Annotated in this window: 22 protein-coding genes; 6 read left to right on the top strand and 16 right to left on the bottom strand. The window is 52.1% G+C overall.

All coding sequences use genetic code 11. The features are described from left to right. Positions 1–5 precede the first annotated feature (5 nt). On the bottom strand, positions 6–587 hold the full coding sequence (locus tag IPK01_17730) for an enoyl-CoA hydratase/isomerase family protein (GenBank protein MBK7935274.1): 582 nt from the start codon (positions 585–587) through the stop codon (positions 6–8). 29 nt (positions 588–616) lie between these two features. Here IPK01_17730 and IPK01_17725 point away from each other — a divergent pair, with 29 nt between their 5' ends. Next, positions 617–1,234 carry an inorganic pyrophosphatase gene (locus IPK01_17725; GenBank protein MBK7935273.1) on the top strand — a complete coding sequence of 206 codons (618 nt, stop codon included), beginning with the start codon at positions 617–619 and terminating at the stop codon, positions 1,232–1,234. Here the strand turns inward: IPK01_17725 and IPK01_17720 are convergent. The 8 genes from IPK01_17720 to IPK01_17685 all read right to left on the bottom strand — a co-directional run bounded on the left by IPK01_17720 (position 1,218) and on the right by IPK01_17685 (position 10,196). Further along, complete coding sequence (locus tag IPK01_17720) at positions 1,218–1,586, bottom strand: hypothetical protein (protein MBK7935272.1); 369 nt, start codon at positions 1,584–1,586, stop codon at positions 1,218–1,220. The two genes, IPK01_17725 and IPK01_17720, sit on opposite strands and share 17 nt — an antisense overlap. 1,055 nt (positions 1,587–2,641) lie before the next feature. Then, a complete protein-coding gene (locus IPK01_17715) occupies positions 2,642–3,352 on the bottom strand; it encodes a TonB family protein (GenBank protein ID MBK7935271.1) in 711 nt (236 codons plus the stop codon). Between the two features lie 26 nt (positions 3,353–3,378). Beyond that, complete coding sequence (locus tag IPK01_17710; GenBank protein ID MBK7935270.1) at positions 3,379–5,049, bottom strand: acyl-CoA carboxylase subunit beta; 1,671 nt, start codon at positions 5,047–5,049, stop codon at positions 3,379–3,381. Positions 5,050–5,155: 106 nt separating this feature from the next. Next, positions 5,156–6,154 carry a carboxypeptidase regulatory-like domain-containing protein gene (locus IPK01_17705; GenBank protein ID MBK7935269.1) on the bottom strand — a complete coding sequence of 333 codons (999 nt, stop codon included), beginning with the start codon at positions 6,152–6,154 and terminating at the stop codon, positions 5,156–5,158. A gap of 124 nt (positions 6,155–6,278) precedes the next feature. Further along, positions 6,279–7,766, bottom strand: coding sequence for a hypothetical protein (locus tag IPK01_17700; protein ID MBK7935268.1), 1,488 nt, complete (start codon positions 7,764–7,766; stop codon positions 6,279–6,281). A 1-nt stretch (position 7,767) separates the two neighbouring features. Then, entirely contained in the window at positions 7,768–9,123 is a 1,356-nt protein-coding gene (locus tag IPK01_17695) for a hypothetical protein (protein MBK7935267.1), read from the bottom strand. Position 9,124: 1 nt separating this feature from the next. After that, complete coding sequence (locus IPK01_17690) at positions 9,125–9,523, bottom strand: EVE domain-containing protein (protein ID MBK7935266.1); 399 nt, start codon at positions 9,521–9,523, stop codon at positions 9,125–9,127. Between the two features lie 88 nt (positions 9,524–9,611). Next, positions 9,612–10,196 (bottom strand): hypothetical protein, encoded by a 585-nt coding sequence (locus IPK01_17685; protein ID MBK7935265.1) that lies wholly within the window; start codon positions 10,194–10,196, stop codon positions 9,612–9,614. Between the two features lie 176 nt (positions 10,197–10,372). On the opposite strand from IPK01_17685, the gene IPK01_17680 reads away from it, so the two are divergent. Further along, positions 10,373–11,227, top strand: a complete 855-nt coding sequence (locus IPK01_17680) for a UDP-3-O-acyl-N-acetylglucosamine deacetylase (GenBank protein MBK7935264.1) — start codon at positions 10,373–10,375, stop codon at positions 11,225–11,227. 89 nt (positions 11,228–11,316) lie between these two features. Here the strand turns inward: IPK01_17680 and IPK01_17675 are convergent, their stop codons facing one another. Further along, positions 11,317–11,778: a DUF1569 domain-containing protein gene (locus IPK01_17675; protein ID MBK7935263.1), complete on the bottom strand. Its 462-nt coding sequence runs from the start codon at positions 11,776–11,778 to the stop codon at positions 11,317–11,319. A 179-nt stretch (positions 11,779–11,957) separates the two neighbouring features. Beyond that, positions 11,958–12,311, bottom strand: coding sequence for a hypothetical protein (locus IPK01_17670; GenBank protein MBK7935262.1), 354 nt, complete (start codon positions 12,309–12,311; stop codon positions 11,958–11,960). Positions 12,312–12,447: 136 nt separating this feature from the next. Here IPK01_17670 and IPK01_17665 point away from each other — a divergent pair, with 136 nt between their 5' ends. The 3 genes from IPK01_17665 (at position 12,448) to IPK01_17655 (ending at position 14,010) form a co-directional block, all read left to right on the top strand. Next, entirely contained in the window at positions 12,448–12,789 is a 342-nt protein-coding gene (locus tag IPK01_17665; protein ID MBK7935261.1) for a hypothetical protein, read from the top strand. Positions 12,790–12,880: 91 nt separating this feature from the next. After that, positions 12,881–13,549, top strand: a complete 669-nt coding sequence (locus IPK01_17660; protein ID MBK7935260.1) for a nitroreductase family protein — start codon at positions 12,881–12,883, stop codon at positions 13,547–13,549. An 86-nt stretch (positions 13,550–13,635) separates the two neighbouring features. Continuing rightward, positions 13,636–14,010, top strand: coding sequence for a hypothetical protein (locus tag IPK01_17655; protein MBK7935259.1), 375 nt, complete (start codon positions 13,636–13,638; stop codon positions 14,008–14,010). A gap of 216 nt (positions 14,011–14,226) precedes the next feature. Here IPK01_17655 and IPK01_17650 read toward each other — a convergent pair whose 3' ends face one another. The 5 genes from IPK01_17650 to IPK01_17630 form a co-directional block, all read right to left on the bottom strand. Next, positions 14,227–15,348 (bottom strand): hypothetical protein, encoded by a 1,122-nt coding sequence (locus tag IPK01_17650; protein ID MBK7935258.1) that lies wholly within the window; start codon positions 15,346–15,348, stop codon positions 14,227–14,229. Positions 15,349–15,360: 12 nt separating this feature from the next. After that, the gene (locus IPK01_17645; protein ID MBK7935257.1) at positions 15,361–15,708 is read right to left on the bottom strand and encodes a hypothetical protein; all 348 of its coding nucleotides are present in this window, start codon (positions 15,706–15,708) and stop codon (positions 15,361–15,363) included. A gap of 150 nt (positions 15,709–15,858) precedes the next feature. Continuing rightward, on the bottom strand, positions 15,859–16,518 hold the full coding sequence (locus IPK01_17640; protein ID MBK7935256.1) for a hypothetical protein: 660 nt from the start codon (positions 16,516–16,518) through the stop codon (positions 15,859–15,861). 561 nt (positions 16,519–17,079) lie between these two features. After that, positions 17,080–18,492 (bottom strand): NADP-dependent phosphogluconate dehydrogenase, encoded by a 1,413-nt coding sequence (gene gndA, locus IPK01_17635; protein ID MBK7935255.1) that lies wholly within the window; start codon positions 18,490–18,492, stop codon positions 17,080–17,082. A gap of 5 nt (positions 18,493–18,497) precedes the next feature. Further along, positions 18,498–18,821: a hypothetical protein gene (locus IPK01_17630; protein MBK7935254.1), complete on the bottom strand. Its 324-nt coding sequence runs from the start codon at positions 18,819–18,821 to the stop codon at positions 18,498–18,500. Between the two features lie 74 nt (positions 18,822–18,895). On the opposite strand from IPK01_17630, the gene IPK01_17625 reads away from it, so the two are divergent. Next, the gene (locus tag IPK01_17625) at positions 18,896–19,807 is read left to right on the top strand and encodes a threonine/serine dehydratase (GenBank protein MBK7935253.1); all 912 of its coding nucleotides are present in this window, start codon (positions 18,896–18,898) and stop codon (positions 19,805–19,807) included. Position 19,808: the final 1 nt, after the last annotated feature.

Here is a 19,808-nt window from a genome sequence, read left to right as displayed (position 1 = left end):
ATCGGCTATCCGACATCGATTGATAAAGCGGCCCCGACCACATCTTCAGCAATCGAGCCAATAAGGCCGATCTGTAACGCACGTTCGGCATCGATCGGGGACGCTGTAAAGAACATCTCGAGTGCGTTCCCCTGACCGATCAGTCGCGGCAAACGCTGCGTTCCGCTCCAGCCCGTGATGATACCGAGACCGGCTCCGGGATGTGCGAATTTCGCATTCGGCGATGCGATGCGAACGTCGCACGACAATGCCAGATCTAACGCTCCGCCGAAACAGTGGCCGTTGATCGCGGCGATGACAAGCTGCGGTAATTCGTCGATCTTTTGCATTAGAGACTGGCCGAGACGCGCGAATTCGGGCGCTTTGTCGGCTGAAAGTGCGGCGATCTCGTTTAAGTTAGCACCACTCGCAAACGCATCGCCGCTGCCGGTGAAGATCAGTCCGCGAATATCGCTTGTTGCGACGTCTTCGACGATCTCGTGCAGCCGTTCGACGACTTTGCGAGATAACGGGTTTCGGATCTCGGGCCTTGTAAATCGGACGATCATTGTCTCGCCGCTTCGTTCGATGAGTAGTTCGTTAGACATTTGTTGCCGCGAACTAAATAATAGAGGTTATGTTTCGAACAAACAAAGCGCACCCGTGGCACGGCATTCCGATCAACGGGAACTCCCCGGCGGAAGTCACCGTTTTCATCGAGATCGTGCCGCGTGACACGGTAAAATATGAGGTTGATAAGGAAACCGGCTACCTTAAGATCGACCGGCCGCAGCAATATTCAAATGTGGTTCCAGCGAATTACGGATTTATTCCTCGGACGTATTGCGGAACGCGTATCGCGGATATGGCACGATCAAAAAGCGGGAAAGCCATAAGCGACGGTGATAACGATCCGCTTGATATCTTGGTGCTAAGCGAACACCACATCCCACGCGGCGACATTATTCTTAAGGCGACGCCGATCGGCGGTTTTTGCCTGATCGACGGCGGCGAAGCGGATGACAAGATAATTGCCGTGCTCAAGGGCGACAAGGTCTTCGAGCAATATACCGAGATCAGCCAATTGCCAAAAGGCATTCTCGAACGATTCGAACACTATTTCCTGACCTATAAATCACTGCCCGACGAACCGAATATCTGCGAGATTGCCTATTCATACGGCCGCGAAGAAAGCTACCGCGTGATCGAGTCCTCGATCGCGGACTACGATGAACTCGTCAGATCGGAAGCTTAGCCTTCAGATACGCCAGTCCAAGCTTGCCGGCAAATGGGATGCCCTTTTTTAGGGCGTTTCCCGTTAATTTTAAGGCAAACATCGAGAGCTTTGGTGCGGCTTTCAGAAGCAGCGGTTTAGCGATGCCTAGTATGATCGGCTTGGCAATGTCCTTTGCGGTGAACTTGGTCGTTTCCCAGGCGGCTTTGCCGGCAGACTTAACGATGACAACGGTCACCTGGCCGGCAAAGTCAGCGACCTGTGTGATAGCTCCGTTTTGCTTAGACTCTGCCTTTTTTTGGCCGTTGGCAGAGATGCCGAAGATCGAAAGAACTGCGCACAGCACAAACGCCGGAAGGATGTATTGTTTCATTATCGAAAAGTGTGACAGGAACGTCAGCAGGCAGGATCGGAAACCAATGTCGAGCGACATGGCACTTGTGATTATAGCTTTTCGAGAGGAAAAACGGAAGAAAAATCTTCCCCCTGTAAAATGACCGATCGTGTATTTTTACCTCTATCGATCAAATTGTGGTACGTACCACAAATAACTCAACAAAAAACGATATTTTTGAGTTTTAGGTCTATTTTTCGGCATTTGCGACAGTCGAAAAGGCTGGTTGCAACAGTGTTTTGTGGTACTGCAACATTCCCACAGCCCATAGGCGACAATAAAAATGGGCCTTGCGACAATTGCTTTTTTTGAGTAATTCGGCGGTCATTTACATAATTCCGTCATAAATCCCCGTTCAACGCTCAATCAGTAAAAATGATAAAACCGACCAAGCCGACAGCTCCGACGAATATGATCAAATCCATCAACGGGACCGAAAACCGCTCGTCTCGTAGCCATTTGGGCGACAAGTTTGACGGGTTCGACGACTTCGACTTATTCGATCATTGCGGATGTCATCGAAGAGACAACGGCTGACAGAAATTAACGGACCAAGCAGGAAATGTAGGCCATGCGCTTGCTTAAGAAAGCTGGCTGGCTACAGAAAGAGATCGAGGTCGACCGGACAAATTACTCGAAGATAATGATTCGATATCGGGAATGTGAAAGTGATCCGGCGCAGCGGCTCAAGTGAAGCGATAAAGAGCAAGGCCGCGTTCGGAGCCGAGGAAACATGAAATAACTCCAGCTCTGAACTACTTGACGTATTGCGGCCCTGCTTGGGTTGAGGAAAGTTCTAATCGAAGTAGAAATCCTGAAAACAAGATAAGGAGAAGCGGAGAAGATGCCGATGTAATACTACAAAGCCCCGTTATCAGTTCTGATTCGACAGGTCTGGACACCATCCACTTGATGTTTGAGAGATCTTATCGACTCGAATCCGAGTGGTTTACGCGAGTCCATTCGAAGTACGTCAAAATCAACAACATTAGATCTATACTGAGAATCCACGATCAAAGGCGGCCGCACATCATTTATGGAACGAAATTGTAAGTTATTACGCCCGAGACCATGATCGGGCTTCCTTGAAGGAGCGTCGGTTCGAATTTGGCACCGCAGGCAGCATCTCGTGAGGCAAATTGGAGCGAAGGTGCCCCGTTGACGGCCCCGGCCCGGATAACATTCCCTTTTTCATCGATCACCACCTGGATCGAGACCGCACCGCCGTCGCGGTTCATCCTTGCTTCGCGCGGATATGCCGGTTTCGGGAGTGATACGGCCTTCCCGTTAACGACACCTGCATTGATCATCGCAGGCTTTGGTTTGCCGGTCATTTGGTCGAGCTCGACCTTTGCCGGTTTGATATTTGGGTTTTTTAGCTTGAATGTCAGGCCGATCGTCGTCTCGTAAGGCTTGCCCTTCTTTACCGCAGGTGTGAATTCGACCTTCATCAACGTCTCGGACAGCGTAGCGGAAAGGTCATTCAGAGCGGCCTGCGGCGTCGAACCGCACGGCCACATGGGCCCGGAAATCAGAGCCAATGCCTTTGGCTTTCCGCTTTCGTCAATTCGTATCGCTACAGTAATGGTTCCATCAATTCCCGCGTCGATCGCTGACCGTGGAAGCTGGTAGCTGGTGGATCCTTTGATCACGGGCTCCGAATCTGCGGGAACAGTCTGAGCATAGGCGTTGCCGTAAATGAACACGAATAAGGTTAAACAAAAAACGAAGTTAGGAGTTCGCATATTGGTACTTCCAGGTCACTGTCACTCTAAAGGACGAAGGCTCCAATGTGGGGTTGGTTAGTATTCAAACATGTCTGCAAAGCCAACATCAACGACTCCCGAAGGTCCTCGGGGGTGACAATTGCATCGACCAAACCTCTGGCCGCGGCATGTTTGGCGTCAAGTTCGCGGTCATAGGTTTCGCGGACCTTTTGCATTTCTTCGAGCATTTCGGGCGGCGGTTCCTTACCCTCTTTTTTGAGTTTTTCGATCTGGGTCCCGTAGATAGCCTGGGCGGCGGAATCGCCTTCCATGACGCCCATGCGGCCCGTCGGGAGCGAGAAGATGAAGTCGGGGTCGAAGCCCTGTCCGGCCATCGCGTAATAACCTGCACCGCTGGCGTGGTTTATCGTCAGGACGATCTTAGGCACGGCGGCGGTCGCCATTGCTTCGACAAAACGGGCACCGGCCCGGATGATGCCGCTGTGTTCAGCCTCAGCACCGACCATAAAGCCGGAGACGTCCTGTACAAAGAGCAACGGCGTAGAATGGCGGTCGCAGTTCTCGATGAAATACGCGGTCTTCTCGGCAGATTCGGTATAGACGATCCCGCCGAATCGCGGCGGAGTTCCCGGCTTCCCTTTCGACATGCCGCGGCTGTTTGCGATCACACCGACGAGAATACCGCCGATGCGGGCAGTTCCGCAGATCATCTCTTTGGCAAAGTCGGCTTGGAATTCGTCGATGCCGCCTTCGTCGAGAAAGGTGTTGAGGACGTCGTGCATTTCATACGGTGCTCGGTGGTCTTCGGGAAGCAGGTTGTAGAGCGAATGCTCGTCGGAGAGAACCGCCCCGTCAGCCGAAGCGGCTGCCACCCCTTCTTTGTAAGGAGGGGAGTTCGGAACGACCGACACGCGCGTTGGTTCTTTTGCCGGCAGTTCACTGACGAGTTCCCTTATTTTCTCCAAACATGCTTTGTCATCTTTGGTCCGGAAGTGGGCGACGCCGGAGATGGCGTTGTGGGTCATGGCTCCGCCGAGGGTTTCGTTGTCGATGGATTGGCCCGTTGCTCCTTTGACGAGATTGGCACCGCCTAGGCCCATAAAGCTGGTGCCTTCGACCATAAGGATCACATCGCTTAAGGCGGGCAAATATGCCCCACCGGCGACGCACATTCCCATGACGGCCGAGATCTGCGGGACCTTGAGGTATTTCCGCATGATCGAATTGTAGTAAAAGATGCGTGCTGCACCGTATTGCCCCGGAAAGACACCGCCCTGGTACGGCAGGTTGACGCCGGCACTATCGACCAGATAGATGATCGGCACGCGGTTGCGCATCGCGATCTCCTGAGCCCGAAGGATCTTTTTGATAGTCTCGGGATACCATGCTCCGGCTTTGATCGTCGCGTCATTTGCGATTACCACACATTCGCGGCCGTGGATCTTGCCGACGACGGTAACGACTGCGGCTGCGGGAGCCTGACCGTCGTATTGATCATAAGCGACGAGTAAGCCGATCTCTTGTTGGAACGAGTCGGGGTCAAGGAGCAAGTCGATCCGTTCGCGAGCGGTCAGTTTGCCTTGTTTGTGTATCTTTTCGATCTTTTCGGTGCCGCCGCCGAGTTTGAGGCGCGCCTCGAGTACGCGGTATTCATCGGTCAGCTTTTGCAGTCTGCTCGTTGGGTTTTGCTTCTGCCAGGGCGTAGATAATTTCATTCTGTTTAGCTTGAATTTTAGCCGTTGATGCTAACGAGAGCAAACCGGCACTAAAATGCCCCGCTTTCTGACGCAGGGCACTCGCTTACGGAATTGCAGCAACACGCTAATTCGTCTCAAAGTCGACACCATCCGTGTATTGCAGCAGCATTAACGACTGTGTCGTGTTTCTGAACGTGTAGCCTTTGTGGCCGACGGAAATGATGTAGGTCGAACCGACCTCGAGGCCATCAAAGTGATAATACCCAAAAGCTCCCGAGATCGCCGTATAGGTCACGCCGCTGTTCGGATCGGTGACGGTGATGCGGGCTTTGGCAATACCGCGGCCCTGCGAATCTCTCACTTGCCCCGTAACCACAGCCGTTCCCGCACTCACCATGACACAATCGACGCCGATATTGTCGATCCCGACCCATTCGTCCGCTCCGGCAGAATTGACCGTCATGATCCGTATATCCACCATCGGCTGTCCTGTTGCCGCGAGCGGGAGTGTGATGTATCGAGAATTGACCGCGGTCGCCTGGCCCACGCCCGTCGTGCCGTCGGCGAGATAGCCGAATGGTACGTTGATGTACGGGCCGGTGCCGCCAATTCGATACTGGGTATTTACCTGTGAAACAGCGTCAACCGGCGATGCGTCAATATCGCGAACATCATATCGAACCGTAACTGCTTTGCCGGCACAGCCTTGGGTGGTATTCACATGGATCACGAGATTCGGCGCCGACGAGGAATCTGAGCCTTTTAATGCGATCGTAGGATTCGCTATCTCGAATTCAGCAACTGCATCGGCTGTCGAACTAACAGGATCAGTTTGATTTGGAACGACACGCATTGTTCCGGACGCATTATCGGCAAGGATGGTTCTTGCGTCCGAACCGCGCATCGGAGCCAGATTGGCACCGGTAAACGCCTCGATCGCGACGATCTGTGTCCAATCGTCGGGGCCATTGAGCAGAGTCGTATCCGTCCAGTTCTGTAAGAGCGGAGCACCGGCGGCTATCTCAAGATAATAGCCGTTCGCCTTGACCGCATTTGCGGCCAAATACGATACCGTGATCAACGCCATCGAAAACAGACTTAGGGCAAGAATTCTCTTTTTCATACAAGCATCCCTCGACAGATGATGCGGACGGAAGAAAACTCCCCGAATTCCGCATGATTTAGATCTGCCGCAAGCAAACGTTCAATTGCCTTGTATTTCCGATTTATTGCCGCCCAGAGAAATGTCAACGAATCGAGATATTGGCGACACTGCTGTCACTCACGGCCGGATCACTGAGGCTAGTGATGCGAATTCTCGCCCGACGAGTTGCCCGATTTCCAAATGAAAAATATTCCTGATGATCATTAGGCGTTGGATCGAAGAGGGTCTGCCACGAAGATCCGCCATCGCGTGAGATCTCGATCTTGACATTGCCGGTGACGTTGTCGCTTGTCCAGATGAGGCTCCGGAGTAAATGTCGAGGAACGATCTGATCGCCGTTAAAGCTGCCCAACGTGATGCTAGATCCGCTGTAGCGGTAATTTGCGATCCAATCGGCAGTGTTGTTGATCGAACGTGCATTGTCGCGGGCATTATCGACTCCGGTCGGCTGATTATTGAAGATCACCGTTGGATTGGAGAAATACGGCACCCGCGTGCAGCCCGACGTACACGGGTCCGAATACGACATGACGGTGCGGTAGCTGCCATTGACGTAATGGCCGTAGCCGTAGGCATAAACGGCCGTGCCTCCGTTCTCAGGATTGTGATGGCTGGCCATGTTATGGCCAAGCTCGTGGGCGAAACTTAGGTTACCTACGGCACATGTTCGGGCCGTGACGGAAAAACCGTTGTTCTGGTTGCCGCCTAGCGAACCCATCAAATAACCGATCCCGCAAGCAGCTGTTGAATTCGTCAGCATCGAGACGAGATCGGCCTTGAGAGCGTCCCGCCTTGTGGCAGCGGTCGCGTCTGCCCTTAAATTACTCAATTCGGTGCTGAAATTTCCTGTCTCGACCAGCGAAGTGTTCTCGGCTCCGACCAAGCGGACGCGCTGGCGGATCTTACTGTTAATGTATGCAGTATTTGTTGCGTCGATCGCGTTTTGAGCTATCGTTTGAGCTTGTGTATCACCGCCGGCAGACGTTCGAACCGCAGCAGTGTAAAGGACCATTACATCGATCCGATCGCCCGAATCGACAGCCGCTCCGGCCGCTCGACCGACCCGCGATCGAGCTTCGTCACCTTTCACGCCGCCCGCACACGACGGATACAGCGACTGGTCGAGTTCGACCAATATATGCGCGTTACCCTTTGGAACGATCTCATAGACGGCGTTTGGCGAATAGATAAGGCCGGCATAGTGGCCTTTTTTGTAAGTTATGACAACGTCGCCGGAAAAACTGCCTTCGTCGATCTTGCCACGCCAAGTGAAGTCATCGGACGAACGCAGTTCGAGCCCTTCTCTTTGCAGACGTTTCGCCTGGTATTCACGTCCGTCGAAAAGCGGAATACTCAATATTCCGTCGTCAGTTCCGTTGAACCTCCTGACCTCGAATATGATGGCAGCTTCACGTACCGACGCAATGGACGAGCGATCTGTTTCGGAAACAACTTTCGGAGATTCGTTGATGGAAAAAAGCCCGCCTGACGCCTTGCCCTGCGCAAATGAGTCGACCAAGAAAATACACGCAGACATCAACAACCAGAGGCACACCGAAACGCTTCGCATATTATCTCTCCTTAATAATGAACGTCGGAACCATCCCTCCGCCAGACGAAACATTTGCCAGTTCGGTCGAGGAAAGCCGCGTGAAAGCCGAACCTACTTTACCCATGAAAAGCAGCGGATCGAGATCGACCAACTGCTCAACGAGTTCCCAGTTACCTTCTTCATCGGTGAACATCGGGAAGAGCTCTTTAGCGGTTTTGACACGCTCCTGGACGAGGTAGTCGCCGTCCTCCAATGCTGCTTCGATCGCGTCATCCCATTCGGATACGCTTGAATTCCAGCCAATGTAAATACCATTGCCGCCGTAGTCGTCATTGGGTTTCAAAACCAGTTTATGCGGGTTTGAACGAGTCCATTCGACCAGGTCGATAGTTTCGCCTTTGTTCTCGGTCTTCTCTTCACGAAATGAACGCGTCCAAGGAATGTGCTTACCGATCGCATCGAGCTCGGCGTCGCTAAAGAGGTGTCTGTATCGCTCATTGGTTAGTACCGCGAACACAGCCTTTTTGTGAACCAATTTCCCGCGAAAACTGTTGACCATGCATATCGCACCGGCCCGGTATGCATCTAGCAGTGCCGGTTGGGCCTCCATGATCGGCAAATACTCATTGACGAGCAAGCGTTTGTACACGATGTCGATCTCAGTTCCGTTACACGACAGCCGCGAGCCGTCAAATGTGAGTTCGCCCGGCGAGCAAATGATCGCTCGATAGCCGTTCGATTCAAAATAATCGCGAAACAGCTCAAATTCCTTGATCGTCGGCAGGTCTTCGAGATCGACGATCGCAATGAGCGGATCCGATTTAGGCGAGCTGCCGCAGAATTCGGCATAACACTCGATCAGCACATCCAACAATTTCGACGAACCCTCGAGTCCTGTGATCTCATAACGTTCGGCGAATTTCTGCATCACCGGCAGCAGTTTGAAGATCTCTGTCGCCGAATCGGAAAACGCTACGCCCGCGGGGCTTTCGCCGTTGAGTTCGACATAACTGTACGATTCGCTGGTGAGAAACGAATCGAGCCGTGAAGTTGGTGAGACATGTGAATATTTCGGATCGATACGGACGAGTTCGCGTTCGATCTCGGTGACGCCTAGTTCGTTGAGGATCTCATCGCTTTCGATCGCCGCATCTTTGACCTTTTGAAGTGCCCCGAAGATCGTCTCGCAGGTCTTCTTGATCAGTACCCAATCGCTCTCCATCACAAAATGGGGCCGAAGATATGGCGAAAGGCGGCGGCCGCCAAAGATCAGTTTCGAGCTCTCAAGCTGCGAGTCGAGCATCTGCTGCGATGCAGTCGCGAGGTCGGCGTCTTCGAGGAGTTCGTGATAATGAGCGACGGCTTGTTTTAACATATTATTTCGCCATGCTAAGTATTTCTTCGTATTCGTCTTTGGTCACCGGACTGACCGACAGCTGCGATTGGCGGAGCAGGCCGAGATTTGCGAGAGCGAGGTTTGCCTTAAGCTGTGCGAGCGTGACTGGTTTCTTAAGAGCCTTGACCGGCTTTAGTTCGACCGCGACCCATTTTTCGTCGGTCGGATCGGGAAATTCGGCCTTGGAAACTGTGGCAATACCGACGATCTCTTTGCCGATATTCGAGTGATAATAGAACACTTTGTCGCCCTTCTTCATCGCCTTGAGATTATTTCGGGCCTGATAATTACGAACGCCCGTCCAATCAGTAGCGCCATCAGCGACAAAATCATCCCACGAATACGAATCCGGTTCCTGTTTGACCATCCAATAGTTCATAGTTTTGTAATTTGCCGCGAAAAGGCACAAAGTGCGCAGAAGCTTTGTTTACTTTGCGCCTTTCGCGCTTCTTCGCGGCGATAATGCCTTATTTCTTAGATTCCGCTGCCTTTTTATTCAGCCATTTTGCCCATCGTTCGAGGTATGGGCGGAACGGCTTGAAGAGTTTCGCACGAAAACTGCCTTCGGATTGTTTTTCGCTCCAGACCTTTAGGTTCTTTTCGGCGTACTGACGGATCTGCGGTTCGAGGGCTGTACGTTTGATCGAATGCTTCTGGGTCAGGTAATAATGCTGCCCGACGAGTGAGAACATCAACCCCGCAATGTTGCCCTTGAACGAGCTCTTTGCCATGAATTTTTTGATATATGTCTCGGTCGGCTGAAGCAACGCCCCCATCGACATCTCGAACCACGGAGCCTGATTGCCTGCCCGCGGATGATAAAGCCCTGGTAAGTCGCCCTTTAGCGGCGTGTCCATGTTCTTAAGCCGGGGATCGTTGATAAAGTCGACGAGTTTGATCTTTTCTACGCCGCGGTATTGTTCGACCGGCAGAAAATCGAGGATCTTGTTTATCGTCGCCTCCGTATCCTTAGGAATCGTCAACGTCGACCCATTATCAATACGTATCTTAGTTACTTTCGCGGCCTTTTGGCCGGCGGTTTCTATTGCCATAATTAATGACTAATTGTAAATCGTGGATCGTTAATAGTAAATCCGAGACATCAATGTGGCGGGAACGCAACATAAAGGTGATTTTGCCACCGATCACACGGATAAAACACTGGGAAATACCTTGAAATTGCTTTACCGGCCTATTGGCATAGAACTTGTAATGAAAATTTTGAGAAATGAACCAGACCACTATTGCTAATCAAATTGAGATCACCGGCGTCGGGCTGCATACCGGTGTCGAGGTAAACATGAGGCTGCGGCCGGCACCGGAGAACACCGGTTATATCTTTGTACGGACGGACCTCGATGATTTTGAGATACCGGCTTCGGTCGAATACATCTCGCACTGCAGCTACGCGACCACGTTGATGCGGCGAGGTGTTGTTCTATCAACGTGCGAACATTTGTTGTCCGCATTGCGAGGATCAGGCGTCGACAATTGTTTTATAGATCTCGACAACATCGAGATACCGATCATGGACGGTTCGAGCGAGAATTTCATCGAGCTGATCGAAAACGCGGGCGTCGTCGAGCAACATTCTCGGCGGCACATCCTGCGAATTCTCGAACGCGTCGAATACAGCCAAGGCGACCGCAAGATGTCTATCGAACCGGCGGATAGATTTGAGATCGACTGCGTCATCGACTTCCCTCATCCGTTCATCGAACGGCAGCATCTGAAATTCGTCTTTAATAACGGCTCATTTGGCCGCGAAATAGCGTCGGCACGGACATTCGGCTTTACACACGAGATCGAGATGCTGCGAAAAGCAAATCTCGCACTCGGCGGTTCGCTCGATAACGCTATCGTCCTCACGGAAAACGGCATGCTCAACGAAACGCCGCTGCGTTTTGACGACGAATTCGTCCGTCACAAGATCCTCGACATCATCGGCGATCTCGCCCTGCTTGGTATGCCGATCGAGGGCAAGATCACTGCCGAAAAAAGCGGCCACGCCGTTCACGCTTCCCTTATGTCCAAACTTCTAAAAGCCGAACACGCCTGGGAGATCGTCGAACAGGAAGACTAAGAACTATTAACCGCTAAATACGCGAAATGTACGAACAAATGATCTTTTTATTTAGCTCTTTTCGCCTGTTTCGCGGTTAACTCCTGCCCCTAAGCCCCGAATTGCTGCAAGTGATGATCGAGGTGCTTATAGAGCATATTCGACCACTGCGTCTTGTTCAGCACGCCGAAAGAGTGCGATTCTTTGCCGTCGAACTCTGCTTCGCCAAGCTCGGTCGTTCGGTTTATGTAATCGATGAGTCGCGATCGTTCGCGTTCGAACTCGCGTTCGTCGGCGATAATGAACTGCGGGCCCGTAGGCGAATTCCTCTTGGGCGGTTTTTCTCCGACGACGATCGGAGCAACGATGTATTTGAGTATAAAACTCATCGGAAATTTCGGCTTCGGATGCTTGTCCGGCTCGTAGATGCACTCATACGCGACATTGCAATGTGCGAACATCCTCGCAACGTCCATCTTGCCCCACTGCCGCTGCGACTCCGGCGTCAAAGTATTCAGCCTCGCGATAACTCCGTCCGCAACCTCTTTGTCGAATATGTTTGGATACGCCATATCGTCTCTCTCCTTGAGCTTTTCGCGGTATCTTACCATAGACCACATAATGGAGGCATTGGTGAATACCTCAGAGGGATGGCTTGAAAGAAGCAGTATTGAAGTCGGGCGATCAAACAGAAAGGCCGGACGAATGTTGAAATTCGGCCGGCCTTGCTTATTTTGGAGAAAGTGTTTGCTTATTCCGTGAATTCCAACTCGAGATCGTCTTCGCAGAAGTCGAACTTGACCGCGGGGGATTGCGATTTGTCCGCATACACGGCTTTTATCCACTGTACGCAATCTTCGTTGTAGGCTGATTTATCCCAGGCCAGTACCATTGAGCCGCCCGGAGCGATACCCTTTCCGATGTCAAAGTAGCTCCATGTTTTCTTGCCCGGCTCGGCAACGAGCAGTCTCGTGATACGCGAGTTCGTTTTGTTGTAAACCGTGAAACTAACTTCACCATCCTGGGCATAGGTGGCGGAAAAACTCATCAAAACGAGAAATGCACTTAACACACTCATTCTGAACAATTTGCTGCTGAAACTCATAATCATCATTCTCCGTTATTATATAATCTATCTGACAGAAGGGATGTCTCAGCGATTCTAGCGATTTACCATGGAATACGCAAGAGAAAAGCGCGTGTCGCGATATGATCGCAAATGCCACACAGCGGAGGAATCAGTGAATACATTAGAGGAAAGGCTTGAAAGGAGCGGATACACGAAGCGGCTGGCGGACAACGAGCGGGACATGCGGCTGGTCGAGAACGCGAGGCGAGAGTTTGAGCTAAGCGGTAACGCGTTGCCGCCGGAAATGCTTGAATTCGAGAAGGCGGTCATCGACGAAGCCGCCGCCCTAGCCGCTGAGTACGAATCAACGGTCAGGATCGTCGATACCCGCAACGACCTCGAATTCGCACTCCTGCAAACCCAGGAACAACTCGAACTCGCCGCCGAACAACTCGAAGAAACCGACCCCGAACAAGCCGCCAAGATCCGCTCGGTATTCGGCGATCTTAAATGACGCCACCGCCCGCATGACGGACGACTGTCAGAAAGAAATTGCTAGGTGTTTGGAGAAGTAGTACGCTCTGTTGACGGGCGAATCGACCAATATGGAACATGCATCACCGAAATTCAATCCTCTTGAGTTTGTTGAGGTCGAACCGGACGAGCAGCTTGAGAGGGCACGGCGATTCTTTGAGTTGATCGCTCGGCGGCGAACGGTCAGGGAATATTCGGACCGCGATGTGCCGATCGAGCTGATCGAACGAGCCATCGCGACGGCTGGGACGGCGCCTTCGGGGGCAAATTTGCAGCCCTGGCGGTTTGTCGTGGTTCGTGACCCGCAAGTCAAGTCGAAGATACGCGAGGCCGCCGAGGTCGAGGAACACGAGAGCTACCACCATCGAATGAGCGACAAATGGCTGCGGCGTCTTGCACCGCTCGGCACTGACGAGCACAAGCCTTTTCTCGAGATCGCACCTTATCTGATCGTAGTATTTCGCATCACGACGATAGTCGAAGCAGGCGAGAGCGAGCCGACGTATTACTCGCAGGAATCGGTCGGTATCGCGGTCGGTTTATTACTCGCCGCACTTCATAATATGGGCCTCGCGACGCTGACGCACACGCCCTCGCCGATGAAGTTCCTGCAAGAGATACTCGGACGCCCAAAGAACGAAGTACCGTTCGTCCTGATCCCCGTCGGCTATCCCGCTGACGACGCAAGAGTCCCCGACATCAAGCGAAAGCCGCTCGACGAAATCATGCAGGTTATATGACATAGCCGATCGCCTCTTGCGGCCGGTAGCGAAGACGGCGTTAGTTTTTTGAATGATTTAGCGGCATAATTTTCGAAGGAAAAGCTATGGACCTTCAAAAACATCTCGGCGAAAGCGGCTACACCGAGGCCGCGAAGCGGCTCGATGACCTTAAAGCGGCGATCGCAATTGCGAAAGCAAATCTCGCGGCGGGCATTCTGCCGAAGGAGCCGCTCGTCCCGTTTTTGGCTGACCTCGCCGAGATGGAAATTAGAATACCTAAGATGGAAAAGGCCCTAGCTGATGAGTACGCCTCGGCCGTCGCTCTTGTCGATGCCCAAAACGACCTCGACCTGACGATGCTCGACCTCGAAGAACGGGCCGAGATGGTACTCGAATACGTGGAGCAAGACCACCCAGACGCACCCGCCACCGCCGAAATACGAGGATTAGTTGAAAAGATCAGAAGTAACGAAGAATAGCTTTCGTCGAAAGAATTGGGGTATCAGGCTCCGGAATTATGTTCCTTCGCAGTCATCGAGAAAATATCCTCCGCAAATATAAACGCCACGCCGAATTACATTGTTGCAGAAATCGGTGAAGTTAAGTATCGATCATGATGCTTACATAGATGGTTTAGGCGAAAGACGTCGTCAACGATAACTGGGAACCTAGGCGTACAGGCGATTGAGTAACTTTTATTCTTTCACTTCAACAATCCTAGTTGCCGTAAGTTCACCATCGTATCCCTCGAATACTTTCGGACGGCCTTCCAAGTCTAGGCGGGTCGAGCGCGTATCCGGGGCTCTCCTCGAGTAGAATACTTGCACGGTGCTTCCGACCCGTTCAACTGACCCAACTGTCTTCGCCGAAAAAGCAGTAGGCTTACCAGAATTTAGAACACAGGGGTCATAGGTAGCAACATAGTATCTCTCGTCGCCAACTTTGATAATAATAGCGGACCAGAATACGATAAGCTCGCCTACGCCACAAATTCCCGTTGGGTTATCAATTACCGTTCCAGTCATCGAATTTGTCCCAGCGGCTTTTGGAAGTTCCGATTTAGTCTTTTGAATTCTCGTTGCAACGAAACGTTCCGTCGTGCTAGGCCCTACAGCTTTAGCACCAGGTGAAGACCAAACTGAATAATCCATTTTGCCGTCGGATCTAAGAGCACAAGTTATGCGGTAAGAATAATCCTGCCAACGGGTGGGGAGAAAGTTGGGTGAAACAAATCTTCCAGTTAACTTTCCGCCCACCTCTGTTAGGTAAATGCCATTCGAATTCTTGATTTCGAAGTCAGTCCATTCGATTTGACCTGCTAGGTCAGGAAACCCGGTAAGAAGCTTAAACCGAGCTTTGCCCTCTTGCGATACTCTTAGATAACCTGTTTGGCCTTGAAACATGTTTCCCTCAGCAGTATATTTCCAAGTTCCGCAATACCTACAGTCCGAACTAATAGTCGTTAGCGTATCCGGCAAGTACTGGATTTTAGTAAAAGCGTCCATTTTGCCTACGGCTCTACCAGAACCGTCGAATTGCGTACCCCTACCAACCGTTATCTTGACTCGTTTTCCTTTCGCACTAACTGGCAATACGGCTTCATCAACCCAAGAGTCACATTCACGAGCCGAGCATAACCCGACGTGTGTCTTTCCGTAGTCGTCCATAATCGTTAAATAACAATTATCGCCGCATTCAAAAGCTGAGATCGATCCAACGATTGTTCGAACGAATGGTCTCTTTTGACATTTAACGGTGTCTGTACAAAGAAGAAAACAAATAACGGGAATGCCTGCTAGGGCGAATAAGGTTTTCATTTTGCCTCCAAGCTAAAACGCGCTAGTTACAGACGTGACAGTCCAGGTACCGTCAGGTTTCTTTCCAAAGACAACCTCAGGTAGAACTGCAGTGGTCTTATTCTTCCTGCTTACCTTGCATCGAGCTGTGGCCATTGTTTCCGCAGTTAAGACCAGACGTTCGCAACTTTCAACCACCAAATGCTCAACAACGTCCTTAAGGTGCTCATCCGACTTGTATTTTTCGTATTGCTCATCCATGTTCTTTTGAAGGATTCTGACTGCGGAAGATTCTGTTAACGCATTACTACAGCCCCATAGTAATATGGCAGCAAAGACTGCGACGCCGACTTTAATTGCTTTACGGGAAAGTTTTACCATTTTGGCCTCCATTATCCTGTTATCGTAACTCGGACGGTGTCGACGCTGGTCAGTATCGAACCCGACTCGTCCGCGCAGCCTATCGTGTGCTAGATTCTCCCATGATGCAAGCCTAAACGTCGTTTTCTTTCGAGAACAACTGAATAGTAACTAAGGTGTCGGTGGCACCTTTTTCTTTGGCGGTGCTTCGACGTGGGCGGCGGAGTTCCAGGCGGCGATGGCGCCGGGGTTGCCGGTGCAGAAGTTTGGGACCATGTGGCCGACGGTGGCTTTGGTGGCGATCATTTGGGCCATTTTGTCGTTGAACTCGGCATTTTTGGCGATGCGGCTGCCGACGGCGGAGTCTTGTTGGCCGAATGAGGCTTCGAAGGCGTTGCAGGCGTCGGTGACGTGGTCGGGCCAGCTGCCGGGTGCGCCGTAACTTTGAAGCAAAGCTTCGTCGGCGGCTCCGCCTGCGGCAAATGCCCGGCCTGTGGCGAGCAAGAGCTGATGCGACATATTGGTGGTGTAGCGATAACGGTCGCGGGTGCCGGGATTTGCGGGTTCGGCGGCGCGAGCGGCGTTGCGGACCTTTTCCATAATGTCGAGCAGGTCGATGCGTTCTGAGCCTTTGACATCGGTGGCGGAAAGGCCTTCGCCGGTGAAAGATTCGATCTCGCCGGCCAGATCCTCTAACAGATCGACCTGTGCGGTGAGTTCTCCGGTCCTCGTTTCGAACATACTGCCGACCGGAATGAGAGCAACGTAATCTACGATCCATTGACGGCAACGCTGGCCTGCCTCAAGGTATCTGCGGTTTTTATCGTTCATAGGGTGTTATGAACCTCCAAATTATAGTTTTTACCGTGAAGATTTTGCGGTAAGTCGATAATACGCCTGTTTTTGGTGTTGTCAAGGAAAATAGTGAACAGTGAAAGGTGAAAAGTGGCCAGTGTTCGGAGTCGAGAATGAGAGAACCACCCCGTCGCCCCGACCAAAAGCGTCGGGACGCCACCCCTCCTTAGTAAGGAGGGGAGCAAAAGCAGGTGAGGGATGTTTGAAAGTCGCTATTTGGTGAGTGAAAGCAGCTACGGAGTGAATGAAAGTGGCTACGCGGTCGTCGAAAGCGGCTGCGGAATGAATGTAATTAACTTTGCAGTCGTTTGATGCAGCTACGCGGTCGATTCATCAAGCTTCGCGGTCGTTGTAAGTTGCTACGCGATCAATTGTACGGGCTTCGCGGTCGATAGATGTTGCTACGCGGTCGTTTGATATCGCGCCGTGCTCGTTTTCAGGCTTCGCCAAGCGACGAGATCGCATATTTTTACTTTTCCGTGAACAAACGCCCACGGCTAAATTCAACGCGTCGCGATGCGACACTCTTGCTGATCGCTACTTATCCCAATCGTCAGTATGAAAAGTGCCATCTTTGTCTACCCGTTGGTAGGTGTGGGCACCGAAGTAGTCGCGTTGGGCCTGGATGAGGTTTGCGGGGAGGCGTTCGGTGCGGAAGGCGTCGAAATATGCGAGAGCAGACGAGAAACATGCCGCCGGAATGCCGTTTTCGTTGAATGCGACGACAGCCTTTCGAAGCGAACCGATGCGTGAATTCAACATGTCGGCGAACGTCTTATCAAGCATAAGGTTGTCGAGCGACGGATCCGATGAGTACGCCACGCGGATCGTTTCGAGCAGTTTTGAGCGAATGATGCAGCCGCCACGCCAAATTCGGGCGATCTCGGCGAGATCGAGGCCGTAGCTGCTTTCGACCGACGCTTTTTGAAGCAGGGACATTCCCTGTCCGTAGGTAAGGATAAATGCACACAAAAGTGCATCTTTGAGTTCGCCGACCGACGTTCTCGAATGACTCTGATCGGCGGTGGTCGACATCCCCGAGTATTTCGATGCGATCTTGGTTCGAACTGCCTTCTGCGACGAGATCTGACGCATCGAGACGGCGGTATCGATCGTCGGGATCGGCACACCGTGATCCATAGCTGCTTGCGACGTCCATTTGCCGGTTCCCTTTTGGCCGGCAGTGTCGAGGATCATCGCGACCAGAGGATTTCCGGTCTCGGGATCGGTCTTTCTCAAAACCTCGGCCGTGATCTCGACGAGGAACGAATTGAGTTCGCCGCCGTTCCAATCGGTAAATGTGCGGTGCATCTCGGTATTTGCCATCCGCAGGACACGCTGCATGAAATCGTACGTTTCAGCGAGAAGCTGCATCATGCCGTACTCGATGCCGTTGTGAACCATCTTGACGAAGTGCCCGGCAGAGCCCGAGCCCATGTACGCGACGCACGGTTCGCCGTTTACCTTCGCAGAAACGGCTTGCAGCGTGGTTTCGATGCGTTCGTAATGCTCGCGTTTCCCGCCGGGCATTATGCTTGCCCCGTGACGAGCACCTTCTTCGCCGCCGCTAACGCCGATGCCCATAAAACCGACGCCTTTTGCCTCAAGCTCGGCGATACGGCGGTCGGTGTCGGTAAAATGCGAGTTGCCGCCGTCTATGATCAGGTCGTCCTTATCAAGGAGCGGTGCCAGGTCGGCGATCACTTTGTCAACGATCGGTCCCGCAGGGACGAGCATCATGATGTTGCGTGGAGATTCGAGTTTTGCAATGAAATCGGTTAGATCGGTGCCGACATCGACCGGCGTCCCTGCACTTTCTTTGAGAAGCAATTCGCGTTTATCGGCGTCGAGGTCGTAACCGACGCCGGGGATGCCGTGTTCGGCGATATTGAGCAGAAAATTGCGGCCCATTGTGCCGAGGCCGATCATTCCAAAATGTGCCTTTGTCATTATTTTCAATGTCCCAGCTGTTTAATAAAGCCGCTCTTAAGATTCTTTTCGATCTCGCCGTGCAAAGGCGTGTCGCTGGTTGCCCTGATGACCTTATTCCCGCATTTGCCGCAAAGCAAATATGCTATCAAGACGCCGTGTTCTCGAAAGATAAAGGCGTTTAGAGACAGAGCGTCTTTCCCTTTGTATTTCATTGCACCGATCTTCTTGCCGCATCCGGGACAATCATCACCGTCGTAGAACCAACGGCCCTTGATCGCCGACCCAAAGCGCATCTGCGCTTGAGTATAGAGCATGTCCATCATTTCCTTTATTTCCTTGTTTGGCATCGTGAATGCATCAACCTCCGAACCCGCGAAACTTGCCCAGTTGGGCCTAGGATAATAAACTGCGTTTACAAAACATGTTATCACTACAAGACGCCATTCGCCCGACCACACTCATTTCATCATCAAAACTCAACGATCATCTCGGCCTCGACATCACGATCGCGACGGAAACGTTTCAGCATACCGGAAGCTTTAAGTTCAGAGCGGCGTACAATGTTGCCCTCAAAGTGCCGAACGACGAATTGATCGGCGTCTCGTCAGGCAATTTCGGCCAGGCTCTCGCATACGCCGCAAAATTGCTCGGCAAGAAATGCATAGTGATAATGCCGCATAATTCGGCTCAGGTTAAGGTAGATGCGGTGCGAAATTACGGTGCCGAGGCCGATCTGATCGACGTAAAGCTTGTGAGCCGTGCCGAACGTCTCGCTCAGTTAGCCGCTGAGCGTCCGGGTGCCTATCTTGCAAGCGCGTATGACGATCAACTAGTAATTGACGGAAACTCGACTCTCGGAGATGAACTTGCAGCACACGATTTTGATGTTGTTATCGTGCCGGTCGGCGGCGGCGGCCTGATCTCGGGGATCATTCAGAGCTTTTGCCGCCACGGCAAGATGACTGCGGTGATCGGAGCGGAGCCGCTTATGGCCAATGATGCCGCACGATCGCTTCATTCGGGCAAGCTGGTCGCAAACGAGCTTGAACCTCAGACAATTGCCGACGGGACAAGAACTCTATCATTGGGGAAACTAAATTGGCCGATCGTGAGGGACGGAGTTAGAGACATACTTGAAGTGTCCGAAGATAACATCAAGACAGCATTGAAGTTATACTTTGACCTTGCCAATCTGAAAAGCGAACCGACCGGAGCCCTGAGCCTCGCGGCCGTGCTTGAAAAGCCTGAGATATTCGCGGATAAAAAGGTCTGCGTTGTCGTTAGCGGCGGGAATGTCGATCCTTCGGTATATGCTGATCTGATCCGCGAATAGT

The organism is Acidobacteriota bacterium (assembly GCA_016713675.1).
Taxonomy (GTDB): Bacteria; Acidobacteriota; Blastocatellia; order Pyrinomonadales; family Pyrinomonadaceae; genus OLB17.
The sequence above is the reverse complement of the archived record's forward strand: the minus strand, read 5'-3'. Positions and strand labels throughout refer to the sequence as shown.